The sequence below is a fragment of the Burkholderia sp. Bp9004 genome (assembly GCF_003858025.1).
GTDB classification, from domain to species: domain Bacteria; phylum Pseudomonadota; class Gammaproteobacteria; order Burkholderiales; family Burkholderiaceae; genus Burkholderia; species Burkholderia diffusa.
Genome location: NZ_QTQD01000001.1, coordinates 196,791 through 220,361 on the forward strand (window position 1 = coordinate 196,791; position 23,571 = coordinate 220,361).

The following is a 23,571-nucleotide window of genomic DNA, read 5'->3' on the forward strand; positions in this document are numbered from 1 at the left end:
AATCTTAACAGCCGGTGGGAATGAATTTCGTGTGTCAGGGTAATCGAGGTTGCGAGCGTTCGATTGTTTACTTAAGATGTTAAGTATTGACGATGCGCCGCGACGCGCGGCAGGGGAATGACGCATGGAGCTGTCCTGCATGACCGCCGCGGCACTGCCGCTGCCGGTCGCCATCGGTACCGTCTACGGTGCGCTGCTCAACGAGCGCGCCGCACTCGACGCGCTCGGCGACGCCGTTCACGCGCCGCCTTACGGCCGTCCGCCGCAGGCACCGATCCTTTACATCAAACCGGCCAACACGCACGCAGCCGACGGCGCGGCCGTCGTGGTGCCGGCGGACATCGATGCGTTGGAGATCGGCGCGTCGGTGGCCGTCGTGTTCTCGCGGCGCGCGACGCGCGTGCCGGCCGCGCAGGCGCTCGACCACGTGCACGGCTTCACGCTCGCGAGCGACGTGTCGGTTCCGCACCGCGATTACTACCGTCCGGCCGTGCGCTTCAAATGTCGCGACGGTTTCTGCCCGTTGGGCCCGGCGATCGTGCCGGCTACTGCGCTCGGCGACATCGACGCGATCGGCCTGACGGTACGGATCGACGGCAGCACCGCGGTGTCCGCATCGACCGCCACACTGATCCGCCCGGTGCGCGAGCTGATTGCCGACGTGACGGCGTTCATGTCGTTCGACGCGGGCGACGTGCTGCTGCTCGGCGTCGCGGGTGGCGCACCGCTTGCCCGCGCGGGAAGCGTGGTGGAGATTACCGCTGCCGGCATCGGCACGTTGCGGCATACGTTGATTGCGGAGGAAGCACGATGAAGACGGCGCGCGTGATCTACAACGGCGCACTGCATGCGGCCGAACCGGCCAGCGACGGCGCGATCCGCCTCGACACGGGGCGCGTGATCGCCGAGGACGCGGTGACGTGGCTGCCGCCCGTCGCGCCGCGCACGACGTTCGCGCTCGGCCTCAACTACGCGGACCACGCGAAGGAACTCGCGTTCAAGGCACCGAGCGAGCCGCTGATTTTCCTGAAGGGGCCGAACACGTTCATCGGTCATCGGTCGCGCACCGTGCGCCCGGCGGACGCGACGCACATGCACTACGAGTGCGAGCTGGCCGTCGTGATCGGCCGCCCGGCGCGCAACGTGAGCCGGGCGCGGGCAATCGACTACGTTGCCGGCTACACGGTCGCGAACGACTACGCGATCCGCGATTACCTCGAAAACTACTACCGCCCGAACCTGCGCGTGAAGAACCGCGACACCTGCACGCCGCTCGGGCCCTGGCTCGTCAGCCGCGACGAGATCGGCGATGCGGGCGGCCTCATGCTGCGCACGACGGTGAACGGCCGGGAGACGCAGCGCGGCAGCACGCGCGACATGATCTTCGACGTACCCGCGCTGATCGAGCACATCAGCGGTTTCATGACGCTCTCGCCGGGCGACCTGATCCTGACCGGCACGCCGGAAGGGTTGGCCGACACGAAGCCGGGCGACGAGGTGGTGACCGAAATCGAAGGGATCGGCCGGCTCGTAAACACGATCATCGGCGAAGCAGACTACTATCGCGCCGGCTGAGCCCGTCGCACAAGGAAGGAGAGCACATGACCATCAAGCACTGGATCGACGGCCGCGAAGTCGAGAGCCGCGAGACCTTCACGACGCTGAATCCCGCGACGGGCGACGTGATCACCGACGTCGCATCGGCCGGCGAGGCCGAAGTCGACGCGGCCGTGCGCGCGGCGAAGGAAGCGTTCCCGAAATGGGCGAACACACCCGCCAAGGAGCGTGCGAAGCTGATGCGCAAGCTCGGCGAGCTGATCGAGAAGAACGTGCCGATGCTCGCCGCGCTCGAGACGCAGGACACGGGCCTGCCGATCGCACAGACGAGCAAGCAGCTGATTCCGCGCGCGTCCGAGAACTTCAACTTCTTCGCGGAAGTGTGCGTGCAGATGAACGGCCGCACGTATCCGGTCGACGACCAGATGCTGAACTACACGCTGTACCAGCCGGTCGGCGTGTGCGCGCTGGTGTCGCCGTGGAACGTGCCGTTCATGACCGCGACGTGGAAGACGGCGCCGTGTCTCGCGCTCGGCAACACGGCCGTGCTGAAGATGTCGGAGCTGTCGCCGCTGACGGCCGACCAGCTCGGCCGGCTCGCGCTCGAGGCTGGCATTCCGCCGGGTGTGCTGAACGTCGTGCAGGGCTACGGCGCGACCGCCGGCGACGCGCTGGTGCGCCATCCGGACGTGCGCGCGGTGTCGTTCACGGGCGGCACGGTCACGGGCAAGCGGATCATGGAGCGCGCGGGCCTGAAGAAGTATTCGATGGAGCTTGGCGGCAAGTCGCCGGTGCTGATTTTCGACGATGCCGATTTCGACCGCGCGCTCGACGCGTCGCTGTTCACGATCTTCTCGATCAACGGCGAGCGTTGTACCGCAGGCTCGCGGATCTTCGTGCAGCGCACGATCTACGATCGCTTCGTGCAGGAATTCGCGCGCCGCGCGAACAACCTGGTGGTCGGCGACCCGTCCGATCCGGCGACGCAGCTCGGCGCGATGATCACGCGCCAGCATTGGGAGAAGGTGACCGGGTATATCCGGATCGGCGAGCAGGAAGGCGCGCGCGTGGTGGCAGGCGGCGCGGACAAGCCGGCCGGTCTCGCCGAGCATCTGCGCAACGGCAACTTCGTGCGCCCGACCGTGTTCGCGGACGTCGACAACCGGATGCGCATCGCGCAAGAGGAAATCTTCGGACCGGTCGCGTGCCTGATCCCGTTCGAGGACGAGGAAGAAGGTCTGCGGCTCGCCAACGACACGTCCTACGGGCTCGCGTCGTACATCTGGACGCAGGACGTCGGCAAGGTGCATCGCCTCGCGCGTGGTATCGAGGCCGGGATGGTGTTCGTGAACAGCCAGAACGTGCGCGACCTGCGCCAGCCGTTCGGCGGGGTGAAGGAGTCGGGCACCGGGCGTGAGGGCGGCGAGTACAGCTTCGAGGTGTTCGCGGAGATCAAGAACGTGTGCATCTCGATGGGTTCGCATCACATCCCCCGCTGGGGCGTGTAACTGGCGCGGGTCGTTCCGCCGCAGGAACGCCGCCAGAACGCCAGAACGATACGGAGACTTAACGATGGGCAAACTGTCCCTCGCCGCGAAGATCACGCACGTGCCGTCGATGTACCTGTCGGAGTTGCCCGGCAGGCATCATGGCTGCCGCGAAGCGGCGATCCGCGGCCATCAGTTGATCGGTGAGCGCTGCCGCGCGCTCGGCGTCGACACGATCGTCGTGTCGGACGTGCACTGGCTCGTCAACGCCGGGTATCACGTGAACTGCAATGCGCGGTTCGCGGGCACGTATACCAGCAACGAACTGCCGCATTTCATCCGCGACATGGAGTACGCGTATCCGGGCAACCCGGCGCTCGGCCGCCTGATCGCCGAGACGGCCAGCGCGCGCGGCATCGCGACGCGCGCGCACGAGATCGACAGCCTCGAACTCGAATACGGCACGCTCGTGCCGATGCGCTACATGAACGGCGACCAGCACTTCAAGGTCGTGTCGATCGCGGGCTGGTGCATGTGGCACACGCTCGACGAAAGCCGGCGCTTCGGCGAGGCGCTGCTCGAGGCGATCGGCAAGAGCGATTCGAATGTCGCATTCCTCGCGAGCGGTTCGCTGTCGCACCGCTTCAACGACAACGGCAGCCCCGAGGAATCGATCCACCAGATCAGCCGCGAATTCTTCCGGCAGGTCGACCTGCGCGTGGTCGAGCTGTGGAAGCAGGGCGATTTCAGGACCTTCTGCGCGATGCTGCCCGAATACAACACGCATTGCCACGGCGAAGGCGGCATGCACGACACGGCGATGCTGCTCGGCCTGCTCGGCTGGGATCGCTACGACAAGCCCGTCGAGATCGTCACCGACTATTTCGCGAGCTCCGGCACCGGGCAGATCAACGCGATCTTCCCGCTCGCCTGAGCGCCTCATCACCTATCAGGAGCGTTGCCATGCCACACATCGTCGTCGAGTACACCGCGAACATCCGCGACGACGCGCGCATTCCCGCGCTGCTGCGCACGATCAACGCGACGCTGATCGCGCAGGGCGGCGTGTTCCCCACGGGCGGCATCCGCTCGCGCGCGATCGAGCTGCAGGACTACTGCGTCGCCGACGGCACCGAGGACGACGCGTTCGTCCACGTAACGCTGAAGATCGGCTCGGGTCGCAGCGACGAAACCAAGAAGGCCGCGTGCGACGCGTTGTTCGACGCGATCAAGGCGCATTTCGCCGAACTGTACGCGAAACGTTACCTCGCGTTGTCGATGGAGCTCACCGAGTTCAGCGAAAGCGGCTCGTACAAGCACAACAACATCCATGCCCGCTACAAGCGGGCCGGCTGAACCCCATTCCCGATCCGACCATGCTCGAACCTGCCCTCATCGATCAGCTCGCCCGACGCCTGCACGACGCCGAGCGCGCGCGCACGCAGATCCGCCAGATCTCGCTCGACCATCCCGACATCACGATCGACGACGCCTATGCGATCCAGCGCGCGTGGGTGAACCTCAAGCTTGCGGAAGGCCGCACGCTGAAAGGGCACAAGATCGGCCTTACGTCGAAGGCGATGCAGAACACGTCGCAGATCGACGAACCCGATTATGGTGCGCTGCTCGACGACATGTTCTTCGATGACGGCGGCACGATTCCGACCGGGCGCTTCATCGTGCCGCGCGTCGAGGTCGAACTCGCATTCGTGCTCGGCAAGCGGCTTGCCGGCCCGAACTGCACGATCTTCGACGTGTACGACGCGGTCGACTACGTGGTGCCCGCGCTCGAGATCATCGACGCACGCAGCCAATCGATCGACCCCGACACGAAGCGGCCGCGCAAGGTGTTCGACACGATCGCCGACAACGCGGCCAATGCGGGCGTCGTGATCGGCGGGCGCCCGGTGCGGCCGCAGGACGTCGACCTGCGCTGGGTCGCGGCGATCATGTCGCGCAACGGCGTGGTCGAGGAAACGGGGGTCGCAGCCGGCGTGTTGAACCATCCGGCCAATGGCGTCGCGTGGCTCGCCAATCGGCTGGCGCGTTTCGGCGTCGCGCTCGAGCCGGGGCAGATCGTGCTGGGCGGCTCGTTCACGCGACCGTGCGCGGCGCGGCCGGGCGACACGTTCAGCGTCGACTACGGTCCGCTCGGGACGATCCAGTGCCATTTCGAGTGAGGGGCGCGCGATGCAGATTCCGCCGAATGTCTTCAAGCGCGCGCTCGCGCGCGGCGATGCGCAGATCGGGCTGTGGCTCGGGCTCGCGAATCCGTACAGCGCCGAAGTCGTCGCTGGCGCCGGGTTCGACTGGCTGCTGATCGACGGCGAGCATGCGCCGAACACGGTGCCGACGATTCTCGCGCAGTTGCAGGCGATCGCGCCGTATCCGTCGCATGCGGTCGTGCGGGTGCCGTGGAACGATCCGGTGATCGTCAAGCAGGTGCTCGACCTCGGCGCGCAGACCTTGCTCGTGCCGATGGTGCAGAGTGCCGATGAAGCGTGCGCGGCGGTGGCCGCGACGCGTTATCCGCCGCACGGGATTCGCGGGGTCGGTAGTGCGCTTGCGCGCGCGTCGCGGTGGAATCGCGTTGGGGACTACCTGCATCGCGCGAACGACGAGATGGCCGTGCTCGTGCAGGTCGAGACGCGCGCCGGGCTCGATGCGATCGACGCGATTGCGCGGGTCGATGGCGTCGATGGCGTGTTCATCGGGCCGGCGGACCTCGCTGCCGATCTCGGGCATCTCGGCAATCCGGGGCATCCCGATGTGCAGGCTGCGATCGACGGTGCGATCCGGGCGATCAAGGCGGCAGGGAAGGCGCCGGGCATTCTCAGCGCGGACGAGGCGGCGGCGCGTCGGTATCTCGAAGCTGGGGCGTTGTTTGTTGCGGTCGGCGTGGATACAACGCTGCTGGCGCGGAGTGCGGAGCGACTGGCGGCGCGATTCAAGGGGAACGGCGGCGAGGCGGTGAAGAAGGGGGATGAGACGTATTGACGAATGGCGGCGGCAGGCGTTTTCCGTCTACCGGACGCTTGCCTTCCGTCCCATGGTTTCCCATTTGCCAAGGGCCGCGCTCATTCGTCTCCGCGTCGCCCTGTTTCCATATACCTCCCCGGCGTCGTCCCCAACGCACGCTTGAACATGTCGATGAACGCGCTCACGTTGTCGTACCCGAGATCGAGCGCGATCGTCGTCACCGGCACGCCGTCGGCAATGCTCTCCAGCGCCCGCAGCAGCCTGGCCTGCTGACGCCACCGGGCGAACGTGAGCCCCGTCTCCGCGACGAAGCGACGGCTCATCGTCCGCGCGCTGATCCCGGCCCATTCGGCCCATTCCTCGAGCCGCCGGTTGTCCGCGAGATCCGCGGCAAGCGCATCGGTGATCCTCATCAGCTGCGGATCCCGCGGCCGCACCAGCCCCAGCGCCTCGACCTCCGACGACGCGATTTCATCGAGGATCACATCGGCGATCCGCGTCTGCGCGGCATCCAGGTCCGCATTCCCCCAACTCGCCGCGCGCTGCACGGCTTCGCGCAGCAGCGGCGTCGTGCGGATCGCGCGCGGGGTGTCCGGCAGTACCGCGCAGCGCGCTTCGGCGACGAACGCCGACCAGCCGGCAATCGGCCCGAACGAACGCAACGAATGCCGGCAGTGCGGCGGAATCCAGATCGCATGGATCGCCGGCACGACCCAGTCCTGATCGTCGAGGCCGATCGTCAGCAGCCCGCTCAGCGCACCGACGAGCTGTCCGCGCGCATGCGAGTGGGATGGCGTCACGCGCGGGTCGCGTTGCGACATGACGGCAGCGACGACGAACGGGCCGTCGTCGGACGTGACGAATCGGGCGGGCAGGAGTGGATCGGACATGGCCGGATATCGGTATCGAATGGCCGTTATACCGGAGATCGGCCGGATTCGCACGCCTACACTGCGACCATCGATGACAACCGGAGTACGACACGATGCGAGCCGAACAGATGCTTCCCGACCATGCCGACCGGATCGAGGCCGACGGAACGACGATCCGCAAGGGCACGGTTGGTGCGTTCCTGGTCAATGCGCGGGTGCTGACCGACCCGAACGCCGCGCCCGCCGACCGGGCGCGCGCGGAAGTCGACACGATCGATGCATTGCCCGCCTTACGCGCGCTTGGCCTGTTCGACGTGCTGGAAGTTCGCGATCCGGCGCTGCGCGCGTGGCTGAACGCACGCTGACGCGCACCGGAACCGTCGATCGAGATCCCCGATTGAAGGAGCCACCGTGAAAGCAGCAGTCGTAACGGGCGCCGGCGAGCGCCCCGTCATTGCTCGGCGCGGGCGCTCGAGCCACATTTCCTCACGGGCGCGGATGTCGTGCTCGACTGTCTGTGGGGGAGCAGCGCGCAGGCGCTGGTGGTTGCCGCGGCGAAAGTGACGCCCGATGACCGCCGGCTGCGTTTCGTGCAACAACCAGGGGCGGGGCGGCCAGTCGAGGCCCGGCGACGCGGCGCGCAACGTCTGCGCCGCCGCCCGCCGTCAGACTCAGAACCGCTGCTGAATCCCTGCCGTCACGCCGACCTGCGTCGTGCCGTAGCCCGCGAAATCGCGCGAAACGCCGACCTTCTGGTTATGCTTCGCGATCGCAAACGCGCCTGCCGCATACAGCACCGTGCGCTTCGACAGCGCGTAATTCGCGCGCACCGACACCAACGTCGGATCTGCATCGCTGCCGCCCTTGACGTTCTGGTGATAGACAGCGGCGATCAGCGAGAACGTCGGTGTGAACTGGTACGACCCGCCGACCCAGTACGTGTCGCTCAACTGGTTCGCCGCAGTGGTGCGAAACGTGCGCTTGTAGTTGCGATAGCCGGCCATCGTTTTCAGGTTGCCGAAGTCGTAGCTCAGGCCCGCGTGGATGCCCTGGATGTAGTTGACGGTATCGGCCGGCGTGACGCTGTCGGCCGCGCCGTTCTGCCGGTCGAACGTGAGCACCGCCGCGAACGGACCGGTCTCGTAGCCGAGCGCGAAGTCGTATTTCGAGCTGGTCTTCACGCTGCCCGGCACGTTGCCGAAGCCGTACATCGCGCCGAACTTCACGCCGCTGAATTCTCCGTCGTAGCGCACTGCGTTCGACGAGCGCGTGAACATGCCGTCCTTGCGGCCACCCGTCGTCATCGACGACGTCGCCCACGAGTAGTTCTGCGCGTAACCCATCGGGTCGAACGGCAGCATGTAGTCGTAGGTGACGGTGTAGTTGCGGCCGAGCGTCAGCTCGCCCCATTTTCCTTTCAGGCCGACCGTCGCGCGGCGCGCGAAGATCGAGTCTGGCCCGTCGTCGAACGCTCCGTTCGCGAGATCGATGCCGCTTTCGAGGCGGAACACGGCTTTCAGCCCGCCGCCGAGATCCTCGACGCCGCGCAGGCCCCAGCGCGACGTATTCTTGTTGCCCGACTTCAGCTTGACGGAACTGCCGCCTTCCGGTGCCGCATGGTTCGTGTATTCGATGCCGGCATCCATGATCCCGTACATCGTGACCGACGACTGCGCGTGCACGGCCGGCGCGGCGATGCAGGCCGCAGCGGCCGAGCTGGTGAGGAGTGCTGCACGAAATTTCATTGACGGTGTCTCCTGGTTTATTGTGGGTTGGGTGAAACGGGTGTGACGCGGTCGCGGCCAACGCCGGAAAGCGTTCGCCTGACCAGCCGGTCATTGCCTTGCTCGACGTGCTCGACGGCGCGCAGGCCGCCGCGCGGGTCAGCCCGCTTTCGCGAACGCCCAGCAGTCGTTGGTCGGGAATTCGATCCAGTGCTTGCCGGCCGCGCGCGGCACGTGGCCGAACGCGCGCAGGCGCATTTCGCCGCAATGGAACAGGTATTCCCAGCGATCGCCGAGATACATCGACGTGACGAGATCGGCCTGCAGCCGGTTCGCGCCCGGGCCGTCGGCGACCTGCACGCGTTCGAGGCGGATCACGGCCTGCACGTCCTGGCCCGGTGCGAACGCGTCGCGGGCCAGCGCCTGCAGTTCCCAGCCGTCGCCGGCGAGCGTCACGCGTTCGCCATCGACGGCGGCGACGCGTGCGTCGATGCGGTTGTTGCTGCCCATGAACTCGGCCGTGTACAGCGAGCGCGGCGCGCCGTACAGCTCGGCCGGCGTGCCTTCCTGTTCGATGCGGCCATTGCGCAGCAGCAGGATGCGGTCGGACATCGCCATCGCTTCGGTCTGGTCGTGGGTCACGCAAAGCGCCGACAGCCCGAGCGACACGATCAGCTCGCGCAGCCATGCACGCGCTTCCTCGCGCAGCTTCGCGTCGAGGTTCGACAGCGGCTCGTCGAGCAGAATCACCGGCGGGTTGTAGACGAGCGCGCGTGCGATCGCGACGCGCTGCTGCTGGCCGCCCGACAGCTGATGCGGAAAGCGTTCAGCGAGATGGCCGAGGCCGAGCTGGTCGAGCGCGGTCTGCACGCGGCGCTTCTGTTCGGCGAGCGCGACGCGGCGCAGCTTGAGCCCGTAGCCGACGTTCTCGGCCACGGTGCGGTGCGGCCACAGCGCGTACGACTGGAACACGAGGCCGAGCGAACGCTGCTCGACCGGCAGGTCGACGCGCTGCGCGCCGTCGAAGAACACGCGGTCGTCGAGCTGGATGCGGCCGTCGGACGGCTGTTCGAGGCCGGCCACCGCGCGCAGCAGCGTGGTCTTGCCGCTGCCCGATGCGCCGAGCAGGCACACGACTTCGCCAGCCTTCAGTTCGAACGACACGCCCTTGAGGATCGGGTTGGCGCCGTAGCTGAGATGCAGGTCGTCGACGATGAGCTTATCCATGAAGTTTCACTCCGAAGCGCAGGGCCACGCCGAGACCGGCGCCGACCATCGCGATGTTGATGACAGAGAGCGCGGCAACCTGGTCGACGGCGCCGGTCGCCCATAGCGACACGAGCAGCGCGCCGATCACTTCGGTGCCGGGCGACAGCAGGTAGACGGCGGTCGAGTATTCGCGCTCGAAGATCATGAAGATCAGGAGCCACGCGGCGAGCAGGCCGAAACGCACGAGCGGCAGCGTCACGTCGAGCGACACGCGGCTGCGCGTCGCGCCGACGCTGCGGCCGGCTTCCTCGAGCTCGGGGCCGACCTGCAGCAGCGCGCTTTGAATGAGCCGCATCCCGTATGCGAGCCACACGACCGTGTACGCGATCCAGATGCTCCACATCGAGTTCTTCAGCTCGCGCAGGCCCGGGACGAACAGGAAGATCCAAAGGAACGCGAGACCGGCGAGCAGGCCGGGCACCGCGCGCGGCAGCAGCACGAGGTAGTCGAGCAGCTTGGTCGCCCAGTCGGGGCGGCGATGGCCGGCGAACGCGACGAGCGAGTAGAAGCCGATCGCGAGCGCGCCGCCGATCACGCCGATGCCGAGCGTGTTGATGATCGCGCGCACGAGGTTGTCCTGCTCGAACAGCTCGATGAAGTTCGACAGCGTCAGCACTTCGGCGAGCGCGACGCCTTCGCCCCAGTTGGTCACGAATGCGCGCAACACGATGCCGGAGATCGGTACGATCACCGTCAGCATCAGCCACAGCGCGACGATCGCGAGCGCGACCCAGCGCCATACGCCGAGCGGCAGCACCGTCGCGCGGCCGGCCTTGCCCTTCACGGTGACGAAACGGTTCGCGGTCTTCAGCAGGCGGCGCTGCAGCAGCACGAGCGGGAACGTGATCGCGACGATGCACACCGCAACCGCGGCCATCAGGTGATATGACGGCACGCCGAGCTTGTTGGTCAGCTTGTACAGGTAGGTCGCGAGCACGAGGTGGCCTTCTGGATCGCCGAGCACGAGCGGCAGCCCGAACACCTCGAAGCCGAGGAAGAACACGAGCACGCCGGCGAACAGCAGTGCGGGCATCGTCATCGGCAGGCTCACGTCGAGCGCGACGCGGAACGGGCGGGCACCCGTCACGCGCGCGGCTTCCTCGACGTCCGAGCCGAGGTTGCGCAGCGCGGCCGACGAGTACAGGTACACGTGCGGAACGTGCGTGAGGCCGACGATCACCGTGATCGCGAAGATCGAGTAGACGTTCCAGGGTACGTTCTGCACCCCGAACAGTTCCTTGAACCACACCGAGTAGAAGCCGACCGGGCCGGCGGCGACCACGTAGCCGAACGCGAGCACCATCGGCGACACGAACACGGGCGTGAGCAGCAGCGGTTCGAGCCAGCGGCGGCCGGGCAGGTCGGTGCGTACCATCAGGAACGCGAGAATGCCGCCGAGCGGGATCGAGATGAACAGCATCCCGCCGGCGATGATGAACGAGTTCTTTACGGCCGACCAGAAGTCCGGGTCGGTGAAGATGAAGCGGAAACCCTCGATGCCGAGCGTCTTGTTCGCATCGAAGAACGGCGCGGACAACAGGCTCTGGAACAGGATGAAGCCGAGCGGCAGCGCGACCGCGACGGTGAGCACCGCGACGACGATCCAGCGCAGCATGCCGGCGAGCGGCTGCAGGCTGTTGGCCGGCAGCGCGGGGATCGCGCCGCCCGGGCCGGTGGTGGGCGGAACGGCCGGCGCCGTTGCCCGTGTGCTGGTTGAAAGCATGAGTTCGCCCCTGCGGCCATCCGGATGGCCGCCTCTAGGAAGTCGGTAAGGGGAAGGGGGCGCCCGCGCGATGCGCCGCGGGCGGCCCGTGGTCAGCTGCTCAGCCGATCAGCGCTTGATCGCCTGCTGCCATTGCTTCAGGAACGCAAGCCGCTTCGACTGGTCGAGATAGACGAGCAGGCCGGTGCCGATCTGGATCGGCTTCAGCGAATCGCCGAGTTCCTTCGTGAGGCTCGCGGCCGACGTTTCGCCGGTCACGTCCGCACGGATCGCGTACAGGTTCGCCTGATTCGCGATCAGCGTCTGGCCGCGCTGCGACAGCAGGTAGTCGACCCACAGCTTCGCGGCGTTCAGGTTCTTCGCCTTCTTCGAGATCGTGGCCAGGCGGCTCACGACTTGTGTGTAGTCCTTCGGAAACACGTAGCCGATCGACTTGTCCTTCTTCGCCTTCGCGTACGCATACGAGCCGATGATGTTGTAGCCGATCAGGTTCTCTCCGGACGAAATGCGCTCCATCATCGCGCCGGTGCTCGACTGCAGCTTCGGGCCGGTCGCGCCGATCGCCTTCACGAGCTCCCACGTGACCTTCTCGTTCACGTGCGCGTCCTGCGTCAGGTAGTTGAAGCCGACGCCCGACTTTTCGATGTCGTAGGTCGTGACCTTGCCCTTGAACTTGTCGGCCTGCGTGGTGAGCAGCTTGATCAGGTCGGCGCGCGTCTTCGGTACCTCGTTCTCGGGGATCAGGCGCTTGTTGTAGACGATCGCGAGCGGCTCGAACGTCGTGCCGTACGCCTGCTTCTGGTATTGCGCCCATTGCGGCACGTTCGCGCTTTCGGGCGAATCGTACGACGCCATCAGGCCGTCGTTGACGAGCTTGACCTGCAGGTCCATCGCGGAGCTCCACAGCACGTCGGCACTCGTGCTGCTCGCCGCGTTCTCGCTGATGTAGCGGTTGTACAGCTCGGTGCTGTTCATGTCGTTGTACTCGACCTTCACGCCGTACAGGCTTTCGAAGTCCTTGATCAGCGGGCGCACGAGGCCCGTGTCAGTCGTCGAGTAGACGATCAGCTTGCCTTCCTTCTTCGCGGCGTCGACGACGCCTTGGTAGTTACCCGGATACCCGGCCGGGACCTGCGCGACGGCGGCGCCGGCGGCGGTGCCCAGGACGATCGCCAGCGCGGCGGTGAGCTGCTTCGGTGCAAACGGCATGTCTTCCTCCAGTGATGCGTGTGTGTTGTTCGAGTGACGCGGATGTTAATTGCGAGGCACTTTCAGCCTGCTTTCATTTCGGTTCACAATAGCGTCCTTTGTGTCATGGATTTCCCGAGGTCCCCATGCGTGTGCTGCTCGTAGAAGACAACCCGAACCTGGCGCAGTCGCTGAACGACGCGCTGAGCGCCGCGCGCTTCGCGGTCGATCACATGGCGGACGGGGAGGCGGCGGATCACGTGCTGCGCACGCAGGACTACGCGCTGGTGATCCTCGATCTCGGGCTGCCGAAGCTCGACGGGCTCGAGGTGCTGCGGCGGTTGCGCGCGCGCCGCAATCCCGTGCCGGTGCTGATCCTGACCGCGCACGGCTCGGTCGAGGACCGCGTGAAGGGGCTCGATCTCGGGGCCGACGACTATCTCGCGAAGCCGTTCGAACTGACCGAGCTGGAGGCGCGTGCCCGCGCGCTGATCCGGCGCAGCCACGGCCACGAGCATTCGCGGGTCGCATGCGGGCCGCTTTCGTATGACAGTATCGACCGCAGCTTCCATCTCGCCGGCGAAGCGCTGCCGCTCACGCCGCGCGAGCGCTCGGTGCTGGAGGTGCTGATCCTGCGCAACGGTCGCGCGATCAACAAGGAGACGCTGTCGGAGAAAATCTTCGGGCTCGACGAGTCGGTCAACGCGGACGCGATCGAGATCTACGTGTACCGGCTGCGCAAGAAGCTGGAAAATACCGGCGTCGCGATCGTCACGCTGCGGGGGCTCGGGTATCTGCTCGAAGCGAAGGCCGCCGGATGAACTCATCCCACGCTCGCTGGCTTTGCACGGGACCGGAGTACGCGCTGAAGCGCCATGCCGGATCGACACGTCCGCTGCCTTCCGAGGGGGTGCATGCCGTGCCTGGGGCGGCCCGGCGGGAGACATGATGATCCGCCGACCGAACCTGCGCACGCAAGTCGCGCTGTGGCTGCTGCTGCCGCTGCTCGGGCTGCTCGCGCTCGACTCGTGGCTCACGTACCAGCGCGCGATGAGCGCCGCGCACGTCGCGTTCGACCGCACGCTGTCGTCGTCGCTGAAGTCGATCCGCGAAGGCGTGCGGCTCAACGACGGTGAGATCGAGGTCGACCTGCCGTATCTCGCGCTCGAGATGTTCGAGTCGGGCGACGGCGGCAAGATCTACTACCTGATCCGCGAGGACAACGGGCACACGATCACCGGCTATCCGGACCTGCCGCTGCCGCCGGGTGACGGCGCGCTGTTCGTCACGCGCTACTACAACGTCGTCTATCGCGGCGAGCAGCTGCGCATGGCCGCGTTGCGCGTGCCGGTGCACGACGTGCCGACCGCGCAGACGCGCATCGTGTGGGTGATGGTCGGCGAAACGATCGAGGGACGCCAGGCGCTCGCGCGCGAAATCCTGATGGGCTCGCTGCTGCAGGAAGGACTGCTTGTCGTGCTCGCGCTCGGGATCGTGTGGCTCGGCGTCGGGCGCGGGCTGCGGCCATTGAACCGGTTGTCCGCGAAGGTCGCCGCGCGTACCGACGGCGATCCGACGCCGCTCGACACCGGTGGCATGCCGAGCGAGCTCGCGCCGCTCGTCGAGTCGATCAACCAGTACATCGGCCGCACGCAGCAGATGCAGGTCGCGCGGCGGCGTTTCTTCGCGGACGCGGCCCATCAGCTGAAGACGCCGCTCGCGGCGGTGCAGGCCGGCGTCGAACTGGCATTGCGGCCGGACGAGCAGCCACGCGTGAACGTGCACTTGTGGCGCGTGAACGGCGCGGTGCGGCAGGCCGCGAAGATCATCCAGCAGCTGCTGTCGCTGTCGCGGCTCGATTCGGACAGCGGCCTTGCGGTCGCGCACCAGCCGGTCGCGTTGCATCGGCTGGCGCGCAGCGTGACGCTCGACTGGTCGCCGGTGGCGCGGGCGCGCGACATCGATCTCGGCTTCGAGCACGAGGCCGACGTCGACGTGCACGGTCAACCGGATCTGCTCGGCGAAATGATCGGCAACCTGATCGACAACGCGATCCGTTATTCGGGTGACCGCGCGGTAATCACGGTGCGCGTGTCGCGCGACGGCGAGCACGCGCGGCTCGACGTGATCGACAACGGGCCGGGCATTCCGGCGGGTGAGCGCGACGCGGTGTTCGAGCGCTTCCATCGTGGCAGCAAGACGCAGACGGTCGAAGGCACCGGGCTCGGGTTGTCGATCGTGCGGGAAATCGCGCGCGTGCATCAGGGCAGCGTGACGCTCTCCGATGCGGCGGGCGGCGGGCTGATCGTGACGGTGATGCTGCCGACGGTTCGGGCGGCGCAGTAGCCGGCACGGCGATCGACGCAACCGAGGTGAATGGCGGCGGAGGGCGGCGACGGAAACGATATGCCGTCCGCCGCTTCGACCGATCCGCTCAGTCGCCGAACCCGATCTCCGCTTCGAGCGACTGCCCGACTTCGAGCCACGCGCCCGCGCCTTCGACGACGATCGCGTTGATGCCGAATGTCAGCGCGTCGTCGTAGTTCGGATGCGCGCGATAGGTCTGCATCGTGTCGGTCGGCTCGTGCGGCCATGCCGGATCCGGCGCGCCGGTCACCTGGTCGATCGTCGGCATCGGGCAGCGCGTGCACAGCTTCACGAGGCGCAACCGCACGCGCGTCGCGCCTTCAGCGTCGAGATGCTCGACGAAATCCTCTTCGTACGCGTCGAGATCCGACACGACGATGTTCGGGCGGAAGCGGTTCATCGGAATCGCCGGCGCGCCTTTCGCGACGAGCTTCGCGTTCAGGTCGTCGAGCGACGACTGGCCGATCACGAGCAGCGGGTAGCCGTCCGCGAACTGCGTGTGCGTGTCGATGTCGCCGGTCCATTTGCGGTTGCAGCCACGGCGCGACTCGGCACCGAAGCGCGCGAGCTTCAACGGCATGCCGAGGAATTCGGTGAGCCACGCGGCCGTCTCGGCGCCCGTGTCGATCGCGTCGACGGTGTCGCGCCAGACGGTCGCGGCCATCTTCGGCGTGGCGGGTGTTGCATCGCCGTCGAGCGGCGTACGGATCTCGGGCATGCCCGGCGCATTCAGCACCAGCGCATCGTGCTCGAGCGCGGTGCGGATCAGCGCGAGGCGCGGGTGCGTGCGCTGCGTGATCATCATCCCGTCCGGGGTGGTGATCAGCCAGTGGCGGTCGTACGCGAGGCCCGTTTCGAGCAGCTGTGCGCGCGACAGCGCGATGCCGGCGCAGGATTTGATCGGATAGACGAAGAGTTCGGAGATGGCTGGCATGACGCTGGCTGACGAAGGCGGGATGGTCGAATCGCGATTGTGCCAGATCATGCGAAAGCCGTTTGGGCGGTTGCAGGCCGCCGCGCCGCGCGGCCGGTCACGCCAGCGGAAAGCCGAGATCGAAGGTCGTGCGCACGTCGAGCGGCTGGCGCAGCAGCCCGGCCTTCAGGTAGAAGTCGGCCGTGCGTTGTTGCCCGGCGATCACCGTCGCGTCGATCGGCAGCCACCGCGTGTTGCGGCGCTCGAACTGCAGCTTCGCGGCAGCCGGCGGGATGCCGACGATGCGCGCGAGCGTCGCGGAATACGCGTCGACGTGCCGGTACGACCAGGCCTGCGCGCGCACGACGCGTTGCAGGAAGTCGCGCAGCACGTCGCGCTTCGACGCGATCGCCGCGTCGGTTGCCGCGACGTAGCTGAGGCCCGACCACAGGCCGCGGCCGTTGACGAGCACGCGTGCGCGGCCGCTCGTTTCGGCGAGCGCGGTATAGGGTTCCCACGTCGCCCACGCGTCGATCGAACCGGTTGCGAGCGCAAGCATCGTGTCGGCCGGCGGCAGGAAGCGGAACGATACGGCATCGGGCGGCAGGGCTGCGGCTTCGAGTGCCTTCAGCGTGACGAAATGGCCGATCGAGCCGCGCGTGGTGCCAATGCGCTTGCCTTTCAGGTCGGCGGCGTCCTTCAGCGTCGCATCGGGCCGCACGAGCAAGGCGGTGCCGTACGGGTCGGACCGGTTCGCGCCGATCACCTTGATGCGCGCACCCGATGCGAGCGCGAAGATCACCGGCGCGTCGCCGATCGGTCCGCAGTCGACGGCCGCCGCGTTCAGCGCTTCGGCCAGTGGCGCGGCGGCCGGGAATTCGGTCCATGCGATGTCGTAAGCGAGGCCGTTCAGTTCGCCGGCTGCTTCGAGCAGCGCGCGCAGCCCGCCCTTTTGGTCGCCGGCACGCAGCAGCGGTCGCGTGCCCGATTGCGCGTGCAATGCGGTCGGAGCCACGCCGACGGTGGCGGCGGCGAGGGCGCTCGCTTGCGCGAGGAAGTGGCGTCGGGTCGGATTCATCGTGAAGTTCGGTCGATTGGAGGAAACGGTTCAGAGATTCAATGCGCAAGCCCGGCCTGCACGTCGCGCACCGGTTCAGCGTCCACACGCAGCAGCAGCGCGGTCAGCGGATCGACGTTCGCGGGGGTGGCGGAAGGCCGTGCGGTTGCATCCGAGCGGCACAACAAATCATCGGCCGACCAGCCCGCGCTGCCAGGCAACGCGCGCGCCCGCAGCCAGCCGCGCCGGTCGGCAAGCAGTTGCGTGCCGCCGAACGTCTCGGGCGACACGCCGGCGATCGTCGCGAACGCTTGCCACGCACCGGGCGTCGACGCGACGCAGTTCGCGCGCGAGCCGGTTGCCGGTGGCGCGGGCGTGTCGCCGGCGGTGACGAGCAGCGTCTGCCAGCGCGGATCCTCCGTCGGCGGCGCGCTGCCCGGCGCGAGCGCAACGATGCGCACGCGCTGGCCTTCGCGCCAGCGCTCGAGCGGTTGCGGCGCGGTGCTGCCGCAACGCACGTCGAGCGCTGGCAGCGGAACGGGCACGGGCCACGCACCTTCCGCCTGCGCGCCGCTGCCGGCCGACAGCGCCTTCAGGTAAGCGAGCACGGCCCACGTGTCGCCGGGGCCGAGCGTCGCGGCAAAGCCCGGCATCGACGACGCGCCGCGCGCGTCGTGCGTACCGTGCCGCACGCGCCAGTACAGTTCGCCTTCGAGCCGGCGGGCGAGCAGCGCGCCCGCGAAGGTCGGCGGCCAATGCGCGAGCGTTGCCGCGAGCGGTCCTTCGCCGCGGCCGTCCGCGCCGTGACACGCCGCGCAATGCCGCGCATACAGGTGCGCACCGCGCATCACGTTCGCGACGGAAAGCGGCGCGGGGTTGCGCTGGAAACTGGTCGGCACCGCGGGCGCGAGCCACAGCGACGCCGGTGGCCACGGCGCGAACCACGCGACCGCCAGTGCGGCGATTGCCGACGCCGCTCGCCACTTGCGCGACACGAGCGCGATGCAGACCAGCGCCACGGCGAGCGCGGTTGCCGCGCAGGCGAACGCAAGCTGTCGCGTGAGCCCGGCATCGATGCGCAGCGTTTCAAGCGCGATCCGATGCGCCCAGGGCCACGCGGCCTGTCCGTCGGCGTCCCCGGTCAGGCCGGCCGCATGCAGTGCCCGGGCGAACGCGATCTGCGCGTGATACAGCAGTTGCAGGAACACGAGCGCCCAGTCGGCGAACGGCGGTGCATTCATCGGCGCGGCCTTTGCCGTGCGCGGGCCATCCCGCTGTCGGCACCCGGCATCTACCAGCTCGAATCGAGTCCGAGATGCCGCAGCGCTTCGTGGCGCAGTTCGGCGAGACGCGGGTCGCCGCGATGGCGCGGATAGGGCAGGTCGACACGCAGTTCCGCGACGATCCGCGCGGGACGCGGCCCGAACACGATCACGCGTTGCGCGAGAAACAGCGCTTCCTCGACATCGTGCGTGACGAGCAGCGCGGAGAACCCGTCGCGTTGCCACAGCGCGGTCAACTCGGCCTGCATCGTCAACCGCGTCAGCGAATCGAGCTTGCCGAGCGGCTCGTCGAGGATCAGCAGGCGCGGATCGTTGACGAGCGCGCGGGCGAGCGCGACACGCTGCGCCATCCCGCCCGACAGCTGATGCGGAAACACGTTCGAGAATTCCTGAAGTCCGACGCGCGCGAGCGCATCGTCGACGCGATGCTGCGCGGTGCGCGCCACGCCACGCGCCTCGAGGCCGAGCGCGACGTTCGCGCGCACGCGGCGCCACGGGTAGAGCGTCGGATCCTGGAACACGACGATGCGCGACGGATCGGGCCTTTCGATCGGCACGCCGTCCTGCACGATTGCGCCTTGTCGCGCGGCGTCGAGGCCCGCGACGAGCCGCAGCAGCGTCGATTTTCCGCAGCCGCTCGGGCCGAGCAGCGCGACGAATTCGCCGGCCGCGACCGACAGCGTGACGTCGTCGAGCACCGGCAGCGGGCCGCCGGGGCCGTCAAACGCATGGCTCACGCGGCGGATGTCGATGCGCGCGCCGCGCGCCATCGTGGCATCGGGCGTGACGGGTGCCGTGGAGACGGACGATTCGAGAGCGGCGGCGCTCACCATTTGACGGTTCCTTTCTGCCATGCGAGCACACGGTCGCGCACCGCGAACAGCAGCGCGATCAGCCCGGAAAACAGCAGCGCCATCACGATCAGCGCCGCATACATGTTCACGTACGATGCCCAGCCCTGCGCCCAGCTCAGGTACCAGCCGAGCCCCGACTTGACGCCCATCATCTCGGCGACGACGAGCACCGTGAACGATGCGCTCAGCCCCATGAAGATGCCGACGAACACATGCGGCAGCGCGGCGGGAATCGCGACGCGCAGCACCAGGAAGCGCGCGTTCGCGCCGAGCGTGCGCGCGACGTCGTAGTACTGCCGGTTCACGCTCGCGACCCCCGACCACGTCAGCACCGCGACCGGGAAGCCGGTCGACAGCGCGATCAGGAACGCAGCGGCCGAATAGCTCGTCGGGAAGAAGTAGAACGTGAGCGGCAGCAGCGCGGTGGCCGGCACCGGGCCGAGCACGCGCAGCACCGGATGCACCCAGTAGCCGATGCGGCGCGACCAGCCGATCGATACGCCGACCGCGAACCCGACCGCGACGCCGTACGCGAACCCGAGCGAAAGCAGCTTCAGCGTATTGGCGGCGCTGCCGGCGAGGCGCGGCCAGTCGTCGACGTAGACCTCGATCAAGGCCTGCGGCGGCGCGAAGAACGGCGTCGGCAGCCAGCCGGTCTTGGCCGTGACGATTTCCCACGCGGAAAGCACGAGCGGCAGTGCGACGAGCCACGGGCCGGCCGGGCGCACGCGTGCAAGCCGCAGGCGCGTGGCCGGCACGCGATGGCCAAGCGTCGCGGCGACCAGCAGCAGCGCGGCGATCGCCCACGCGGCGATGCCGAACGTGTCGGTGTATGCCCAGTCGGTGAAACCGACGACGCGGTTCGGCCACACGTCAGTCACCGCGCCGAGCGCGGCCCACGCGAGCGCCGCGACGACGCCGGTCGGCCAGGTACGCGCGCGGCGGGCTTCGGCTGCTAGCGTCGCGTCGCAGGCCGTGCATGCTGCGCGGGATGTGGCCATCGCGGTGGCGGTGCTGTTCGTTGCGGATGCCGTTCGCGCGGCGGACGCGTGTTCGATCGTCGACATCGCGTCACCCCAGCACGTTCGCATAGACCTGCTGCGCGAAGCGCTGCGGGTCGGTGCTCTTCTTCAGCACGCTGATCCGGCGGAAATCGTCCGCGTAGAACGCGATTTCCTGCTGCAGGTCGACGTTGGTCGGGTGGTGCGTGTAGGTCAGCGTCGCGTACAGCTTGCGCAGGTCTTCGGGATTGATCTTCGGCGAATACTTCGCGAACGCCTTCGCGGCTTCATTCGGGTTGTCGTGCGTGTATTCGGTTGCCTGCACGATCGAGCGCGCGAGTGCGGCGGCCGCCGGCCGGTCGTTGCGCACGAGGTCGCCGCGCGCGCCGATCACGCAGCACACCTTGCGCGCGTATTCGCCGGACAGGTTCGTCGCGAGTTCCGTATACGCGCCGTTGCTGCGCTTCTCGAGGAGATAGAGATTCGGGTCGCCGTCGGCGATCGCCTGGATCTCGCCCTTGTCGACCGCGACGCCGAGCAGATCGGCCGGATACTGCCGCCACGTGATGTCGCGTTCGGGATCGATGCCGTTCTTCGCGAGCAGGATCGAGAAGAAGTGCTTGCCGGGCGCCGCGAGATCGCTGACGCCGACCGTCTTGCCCTTCAGCGCCTGCAGCGTCGTCACGCCGGCCGCCTTCGCGCCGAGCAGCCGCACGCAGCCGCCGTGCGAGCTGCCGATGATCTTCACGTCGAAGCCGGCTTCGAGCGGCTTCAGCCAGCGGTGGATCATCCCGACCGCCGCGTCGGCCTTGCCGGTCGCGATCGATTCGAGCAACTGATCGGTCGATCCGCTGTAGTTGATCAGCTCGACCTTCAGTCCGTTCTTCTCGAAGAAGCCGTTCTCCTGCGCGACGACGATCGGCGTCAGGCAGAACGCGTTCTGGTTCCACGCGAACTTGAGCTTCTTCAGCGGTGGCGCGGACCATGCGTTGCGGCCCAGCGTGATCGCCGGCGCGGCGAGCGCGGCGGCGCCGGCCGCGCGCAGCAGCCGGCGGCGCTTGTCGTCATGGGCGCCGGTCGGCGCGGGGGCGGTGGTATCGGTCATCGTGTGGTCTCCGGTTCCGGTCGTGCGCAAGGGCGTTCAGTCGAGCAGGTCGGGTTCGTCGGCGACGACGCCTGCGAACAGGCTGTCGAACGCGTGCAATGCGCCCTCGGGGCCACCGATCTGGCCGTGCGTGTGTCGCGCGGTCGCGTGATCGATCGGTTGCGGCGCGCCGGCCGCTTCGGCCAGCAACTGCGTGTGCGCGGCGTTGTCGAGCGCGATGTACCACCACGCGGCGGCCTCGACCGTCGGGCCGGCCGTCAGGATGCCGTGGTTCTTCAGGATCGCGCCCTTGTGCGTGGTGCCGTCGGGCTTCGCGAGCGCGCCCGCGATCCGTGCGCCTTCGCTCGTGTCGACGACCATGCCCGTGAAGTCGTCGAACAGCGCGTGATCCTCGTAGAACACGCACGCGTCCTGCGTCAGTGGATCGAGCGGGCGGCCGAGCGTCGACCATGCCTTGCCGTAGGTCGAATGCGTGTGCGCGGCGGCGACGATGTGCGGATGCGCGTCGTGAATCGCCGCGTGGATCGCGAACGCGGCCTTGTTCAGCGGCCGGTTGCCGATCGCGGTTTCGCCGCGTGCGTTGACGAGCAGCAGGTCCGATACCTTGATCCGCGAGAAATGCACGCCGAGCGGATTCACCCAGAAGTGGTCGGGCAGTTCGGGGTCGCGCGCGGTGATGTGGCCGGCGAGGCCCGACGCGAAGCCGAAGCGCGCGAACAGGCGGAACGCGGCCGCGAGCCGCTCCTGCCGGTGGCGGCGCTCGGCGGCGACGTCGACGCGCGGCGCGGGCGCGTCGAACCAGAAATGCTGGCGCGGCGTGTCGGCGAGGACGAGGCCCGACGCGGTGCGTGCGGGCGATGACGAAGTCAGGACGGCGGACATGGTCGGCGTCTCCCTTTGGGTCAGGCCGCGCGGCGTGCCGCGTCGCGCGCCGCGACGGCGCTGCGCACGCGCGGAATCAGTTCGCGACCGTAGTCGATCGCGTCTTCGAGCGGATCGAAGCCGCGGATCAGGAACGTCGTCACGCCGAGGTCGTAGTAGTCGAGCAGCGCGTCGGCGACCTGTTCGGGCGTGCCTACCAGCGCGGTCGAATTCGAGCGTGCGCCGGTGAGCTTCGCGATCTCGGTCCACAGCCGCTTGTCGACGCGCGAGCCGCGTTCGGCCGCGGCAAGCAGGCGCCGCGCGCCTTCGCTTTGCTGCGGGCCGCCGGTGCCGAGGCCGGCCGCTTCGCGCACCCGGCGCGTTTCGTCGAGGATCCGGTGCGCGCGCGCCCATGCTTCGTCTTCGGTCGCCGCGAGGATCGGCCGGAACGACACGGAGAAGCGCACCTGCCGGCCGTGCTTCGCGGCTTCGGCGCGCACGCGGGTCGTCAGGTCGCGCACCTGGTCGAGTGATTCGCCCCACAGCGCATAGACGTCCGCGTGCTTGCCGGCAACTTCCAGCGCCGCTTCCGAGGCGCCGCCGAAGTAGATCGGCACGTGCGGCTGCTGGAACGGCTTCACCTCCGAAAAGCCCTGCTTGAAGCGGTAGTGCGCGCCGTCGTGATCGAACGGCTGCGTTTCGGTCCAGATGCGGCGCAGGATGCTGAGATATTCGTCGGTGCGTGCGTAGCGTGCGTCGTGGTCGAGGAAGTCGCCGTCGCGCTGCTGCTCGCTGTCCGAGCCGCCGGAGATGAAGTGCACGGCGAGCCGGCCGCGGCTGAACTGATCGAGCGTCGCGATCTGCCGCGCGGCGAGCGTCGGCGCGGTGAAGCCCGGCCGATGCGCAAGCATGAAGTGGATGCGCTCGGTCGCGGCGGCGGCGAACGCGATCGTCAGCGTCGCGGACGGGCCGGTCGAGTGGTGCGGGACGAGGATCCGGTCGAAGCCGGCCGTTTCATGTGCGCGGGCGAAGTCGCGCACGTAATCGGGGTCGACGACGGGGCCGGCGGGCGGATGGATTTCCGACTGCTTCTGGCTCTGGATCATGCCGATGAATTCGACGCTCATCTGGGTCTCCGATGCAAGGACGGCCCCACGCATCCAGCAACGGCCGGCGGGGGCGGGAATGGAGCGCAGATTACCGCCGGGATCATGCGGAATGGAAATAATCAATCCCGAATTGAATATCAGATTTGCATGGTTTGGCCGCGTGTGCATTGCGCATACGCTGTGGGCTCGCGATGGTGTTGAAAGGGGCGTGCCGGGCGGGGC

At 67.9% G+C, this 23,571-nt stretch carries 23 protein-coding genes; 10 read left to right on the forward strand and 13 right to left on the reverse strand.

Translation table 11 applies throughout. The annotated features are described in order from the left end of the window. Positions 1-124: 124 nt before the first annotated feature. The 7 genes from DIE08_RS00810 (at position 125) to hpaI (ending at position 6,041) form a co-directional block, all read left to right on the forward strand. A complete protein-coding gene (locus DIE08_RS00810; RefSeq protein ID WP_124900707.1) occupies positions 125-814 on the forward strand; it encodes a fumarylacetoacetate hydrolase family protein in 690 nt (229 codons plus the stop codon). Beyond that, positions 811-1,575: a fumarylacetoacetate hydrolase family protein gene (locus tag DIE08_RS00815; RefSeq protein WP_124900708.1), complete on the forward strand. Its 765-nt coding sequence runs from the start codon at positions 811-813 to the stop codon at positions 1,573-1,575. Before DIE08_RS00810 ends, DIE08_RS00815 begins: the two co-directional genes overlap by 4 nt. A 26-nt stretch (positions 1,576-1,601) precedes the next feature. Continuing rightward, positions 1,602-3,065: a 5-carboxymethyl-2-hydroxymuconate semialdehyde dehydrogenase gene (hpaE, locus tag DIE08_RS00820; RefSeq protein WP_059599285.1), complete on the forward strand. Its 1,464-nt coding sequence runs from the start codon at positions 1,602-1,604 to the stop codon at positions 3,063-3,065. 64 nt (positions 3,066-3,129) lie between these two features. Next, positions 3,130-3,978, forward strand: a complete 849-nt coding sequence (hpaD, locus tag DIE08_RS00825; RefSeq protein ID WP_124900709.1) for a 3,4-dihydroxyphenylacetate 2,3-dioxygenase — start codon at positions 3,130-3,132, stop codon at positions 3,976-3,978. A 29-nt stretch (positions 3,979-4,007) separates the two neighbouring features. After that, complete coding sequence (locus DIE08_RS00830; protein ID WP_059599287.1) at positions 4,008-4,400, forward strand: 5-carboxymethyl-2-hydroxymuconate Delta-isomerase; 393 nt, start codon at positions 4,008-4,010, stop codon at positions 4,398-4,400. Between the two features lie 20 nt (positions 4,401-4,420). Continuing rightward, complete coding sequence (hpaH, locus tag DIE08_RS00835; RefSeq protein ID WP_059599288.1) at positions 4,421-5,224, forward strand: 2-oxo-hept-4-ene-1,7-dioate hydratase; 804 nt, start codon at positions 4,421-4,423, stop codon at positions 5,222-5,224. 10 nt (positions 5,225-5,234) lie between these two features. Beyond that, entirely contained in the window at positions 5,235-6,041 is an 807-nt protein-coding gene (gene hpaI / locus DIE08_RS00840; RefSeq protein WP_124900710.1) for a 4-hydroxy-2-oxoheptanedioate aldolase, read from the forward strand. An 80-nt stretch (positions 6,042-6,121) separates the two neighbouring features. Here hpaI and DIE08_RS00845 read toward each other — a convergent pair whose 3' ends face one another. Beyond that, on the reverse strand, positions 6,122-6,913 hold the full coding sequence (locus tag DIE08_RS00845; protein WP_059599290.1) for a helix-turn-helix domain-containing protein: 792 nt from the start codon (positions 6,911-6,913) through the stop codon (positions 6,122-6,124). A gap of 95 nt (positions 6,914-7,008) precedes the next feature. Here DIE08_RS00845 and DIE08_RS00850 point away from each other — a divergent pair, with 95 nt between their 5' ends. After that, a complete protein-coding gene (locus tag DIE08_RS00850) occupies positions 7,009-7,260 on the forward strand; it encodes a hypothetical protein (RefSeq protein ID WP_124900711.1) in 252 nt (83 codons plus the stop codon). Positions 7,261-7,566: 306 nt separating this feature from the next. Here the strand turns inward: DIE08_RS00850 and DIE08_RS00860 are convergent, their stop codons facing one another. From DIE08_RS00860 to DIE08_RS00875, 4 genes are all read right to left on the reverse strand, one after another. Beyond that, positions 7,567-8,640 carry a porin gene (locus DIE08_RS00860; RefSeq protein ID WP_124900712.1) on the reverse strand — a complete coding sequence of 358 codons (1,074 nt, stop codon included), beginning with the start codon at positions 8,638-8,640 and terminating at the stop codon, positions 7,567-7,569. 138 nt (positions 8,641-8,778) lie between these two features. Continuing rightward, complete coding sequence (locus tag DIE08_RS00865; RefSeq protein WP_124900713.1) at positions 8,779-9,846, reverse strand: ABC transporter ATP-binding protein; 1,068 nt, start codon at positions 9,844-9,846, stop codon at positions 8,779-8,781. After that, entirely contained in the window at positions 9,839-11,611 is a 1,773-nt protein-coding gene (locus DIE08_RS00870; protein ID WP_059679647.1) for an iron ABC transporter permease, read from the reverse strand. Before DIE08_RS00870 ends, DIE08_RS00865 begins: the two co-directional genes overlap by 8 nt. Positions 11,612-11,719: 108 nt before the next feature. Continuing rightward, positions 11,720-12,820: an ABC transporter substrate-binding protein gene (locus DIE08_RS00875; protein WP_124900714.1), complete on the reverse strand. Its 1,101-nt coding sequence runs from the start codon at positions 12,818-12,820 to the stop codon at positions 11,720-11,722. 125 nt (positions 12,821-12,945) lie between these two features. Between DIE08_RS00875 and DIE08_RS00880 the strand changes: the two genes are divergently transcribed. Both DIE08_RS00880 and DIE08_RS00885 read left to right on the forward strand, forming a co-directional pair. Beyond that, complete coding sequence (locus DIE08_RS00880; RefSeq protein WP_124623730.1) at positions 12,946-13,620, forward strand: response regulator; 675 nt, start codon at positions 12,946-12,948, stop codon at positions 13,618-13,620. Positions 13,621-13,747: 127 nt separating this feature from the next. Next, a complete protein-coding gene (locus tag DIE08_RS00885; RefSeq protein ID WP_185715825.1) occupies positions 13,748-15,145 on the forward strand; it encodes a sensor histidine kinase in 1,398 nt (465 codons plus the stop codon). Between the two features lie 88 nt (positions 15,146-15,233). Here the strand turns inward: DIE08_RS00885 and DIE08_RS00890 are convergent, their stop codons facing one another. From DIE08_RS00890 to DIE08_RS00925, 8 genes are all read right to left on the reverse strand, one after another. Beyond that, positions 15,234-16,100, reverse strand: coding sequence for an MOSC domain-containing protein (locus DIE08_RS00890; RefSeq protein ID WP_124900715.1), 867 nt, complete (start codon positions 16,098-16,100; stop codon positions 15,234-15,236). Between the two features lie 97 nt (positions 16,101-16,197). Then, positions 16,198-17,157 carry an ABC transporter substrate-binding protein gene (locus DIE08_RS00895; protein ID WP_124900716.1) on the reverse strand — a complete coding sequence of 320 codons (960 nt, stop codon included), beginning with the start codon at positions 17,155-17,157 and terminating at the stop codon, positions 16,198-16,200. Positions 17,158-17,195: 38 nt separating this feature from the next. Next, positions 17,196-18,377, reverse strand: coding sequence for a cytochrome c (locus DIE08_RS00900; RefSeq protein ID WP_124900717.1), 1,182 nt, complete (start codon positions 18,375-18,377; stop codon positions 17,196-17,198). Between the two features lie 50 nt (positions 18,378-18,427). Beyond that, positions 18,428-19,252: an ABC transporter ATP-binding protein gene (locus DIE08_RS00905; protein WP_124900718.1), complete on the reverse strand. Its 825-nt coding sequence runs from the start codon at positions 19,250-19,252 to the stop codon at positions 18,428-18,430. Further along, positions 19,246-20,340, reverse strand: a complete 1,095-nt coding sequence (locus tag DIE08_RS00910; RefSeq protein ID WP_124900719.1) for an ABC transporter permease — start codon at positions 20,338-20,340, stop codon at positions 19,246-19,248. The genes DIE08_RS00905 and DIE08_RS00910 overlap by 7 nt, the downstream gene beginning before the upstream one ends. A 4-nt stretch (positions 20,341-20,344) precedes the next feature. Next, positions 20,345-21,379, reverse strand: coding sequence for an ABC transporter substrate-binding protein (locus DIE08_RS00915; protein ID WP_124900720.1), 1,035 nt, complete (start codon positions 21,377-21,379; stop codon positions 20,345-20,347). A 36-nt stretch (positions 21,380-21,415) separates the two neighbouring features. Further along, a complete protein-coding gene (locus DIE08_RS00920; RefSeq protein WP_124900721.1) occupies positions 21,416-22,261 on the reverse strand; it encodes a class II aldolase/adducin family protein in 846 nt (281 codons plus the stop codon). A gap of 20 nt (positions 22,262-22,281) precedes the next feature. Continuing rightward, positions 22,282-23,367 (reverse strand): LLM class flavin-dependent oxidoreductase, encoded by a 1,086-nt coding sequence (locus tag DIE08_RS00925; protein ID WP_124900722.1) that lies wholly within the window; start codon positions 23,365-23,367, stop codon positions 22,282-22,284. Between the last annotated feature and the right edge of the window lie 204 nt (positions 23,368-23,571).

Excerpts from the sequence above, each read along its gene's own strand:
- DIE08_RS00810 (WP_124900707.1), top strand. The coding sequence starts at position 125 with ATGGAGCTGTCCTGCATGACCGCCGCGGCACTGCCGCTGCCGGTCGCC.
- DIE08_RS00815 (WP_124900708.1), top strand. The coding sequence starts at position 811 with ATGAAGACGGCGCGCGTGATCTACAACGGCGCACTGCATGCGGCCGAA.
- hpaE (WP_059599285.1), top strand. The coding sequence starts at position 1,602 with ATGACCATCAAGCACTGGATCGACGGCCGCGAAGTCGAGAGCCGCGAG.
- hpaD (WP_124900709.1), top strand. The coding sequence starts at position 3,130 with ATGGGCAAACTGTCCCTCGCCGCGAAGATCACGCACGTGCCGTCGATG.
- DIE08_RS00830 (WP_059599287.1), top strand. The coding sequence starts at position 4,008 with ATGCCACACATCGTCGTCGAGTACACCGCGAACATCCGCGACGACGCG.
- hpaH (WP_059599288.1), top strand. The coding sequence starts at position 4,421 with ATGCTCGAACCTGCCCTCATCGATCAGCTCGCCCGACGCCTGCACGAC.
- hpaI (WP_124900710.1), top strand. The coding sequence starts at position 5,235 with ATGCAGATTCCGCCGAATGTCTTCAAGCGCGCGCTCGCGCGCGGCGAT.
- DIE08_RS00845 (WP_059599290.1), bottom strand. The coding sequence starts at position 6,913 with ATGTCCGATCCACTCCTGCCCGCCCGATTCGTCACGTCCGACGACGGC.
- DIE08_RS00850 (WP_124900711.1), top strand. The coding sequence starts at position 7,009 with ATGCGAGCCGAACAGATGCTTCCCGACCATGCCGACCGGATCGAGGCC.
- DIE08_RS00860 (WP_124900712.1), bottom strand. The coding sequence starts at position 8,640 with ATGAAATTTCGTGCAGCACTCCTCACCAGCTCGGCCGCTGCGGCCTGC.
- DIE08_RS00865 (WP_124900713.1), bottom strand. The coding sequence starts at position 9,846 with ATGGATAAGCTCATCGTCGACGACCTGCATCTCAGCTACGGCGCCAAC.
- DIE08_RS00870 (WP_059679647.1), bottom strand. The coding sequence starts at position 11,611 with ATGCTTTCAACCAGCACACGGGCAACGGCGCCGGCCGTTCCGCCCACC.
- DIE08_RS00875 (WP_124900714.1), bottom strand. The coding sequence starts at position 12,820 with ATGCCGTTTGCACCGAAGCAGCTCACCGCCGCGCTGGCGATCGTCCTG.
- DIE08_RS00880 (WP_124623730.1), top strand. The coding sequence starts at position 12,946 with ATGCGTGTGCTGCTCGTAGAAGACAACCCGAACCTGGCGCAGTCGCTG.
- DIE08_RS00885 (WP_185715825.1), top strand. The coding sequence starts at position 13,748 with ATGATCCGCCGACCGAACCTGCGCACGCAAGTCGCGCTGTGGCTGCTG.
- DIE08_RS00890 (WP_124900715.1), bottom strand. The coding sequence starts at position 16,100 with ATGCCAGCCATCTCCGAACTCTTCGTCTATCCGATCAAATCCTGCGCC.
- DIE08_RS00895 (WP_124900716.1), bottom strand. The coding sequence starts at position 17,157 with ATGAATCCGACCCGACGCCACTTCCTCGCGCAAGCGAGCGCCCTCGCC.
- DIE08_RS00900 (WP_124900717.1), bottom strand. The coding sequence starts at position 18,377 with ATGAATGCACCGCCGTTCGCCGACTGGGCGCTCGTGTTCCTGCAACTG.
- DIE08_RS00905 (WP_124900718.1), bottom strand. The coding sequence starts at position 19,252 with ATGGTGAGCGCCGCCGCTCTCGAATCGTCCGTCTCCACGGCACCCGTC.
- DIE08_RS00910 (WP_124900719.1), bottom strand. The coding sequence starts at position 20,340 with ATGTCGACGATCGAACACGCGTCCGCCGCGCGAACGGCATCCGCAACG.
- DIE08_RS00915 (WP_124900720.1), bottom strand. The coding sequence starts at position 21,379 with ATGACCGATACCACCGCCCCCGCGCCGACCGGCGCCCATGACGACAAG.
- DIE08_RS00920 (WP_124900721.1), bottom strand. The coding sequence starts at position 22,261 with ATGTCCGCCGTCCTGACTTCGTCATCGCCCGCACGCACCGCGTCGGGC.
- DIE08_RS00925 (WP_124900722.1), bottom strand. The coding sequence starts at position 23,367 with ATGAGCGTCGAATTCATCGGCATGATCCAGAGCCAGAAGCAGTCGGAA.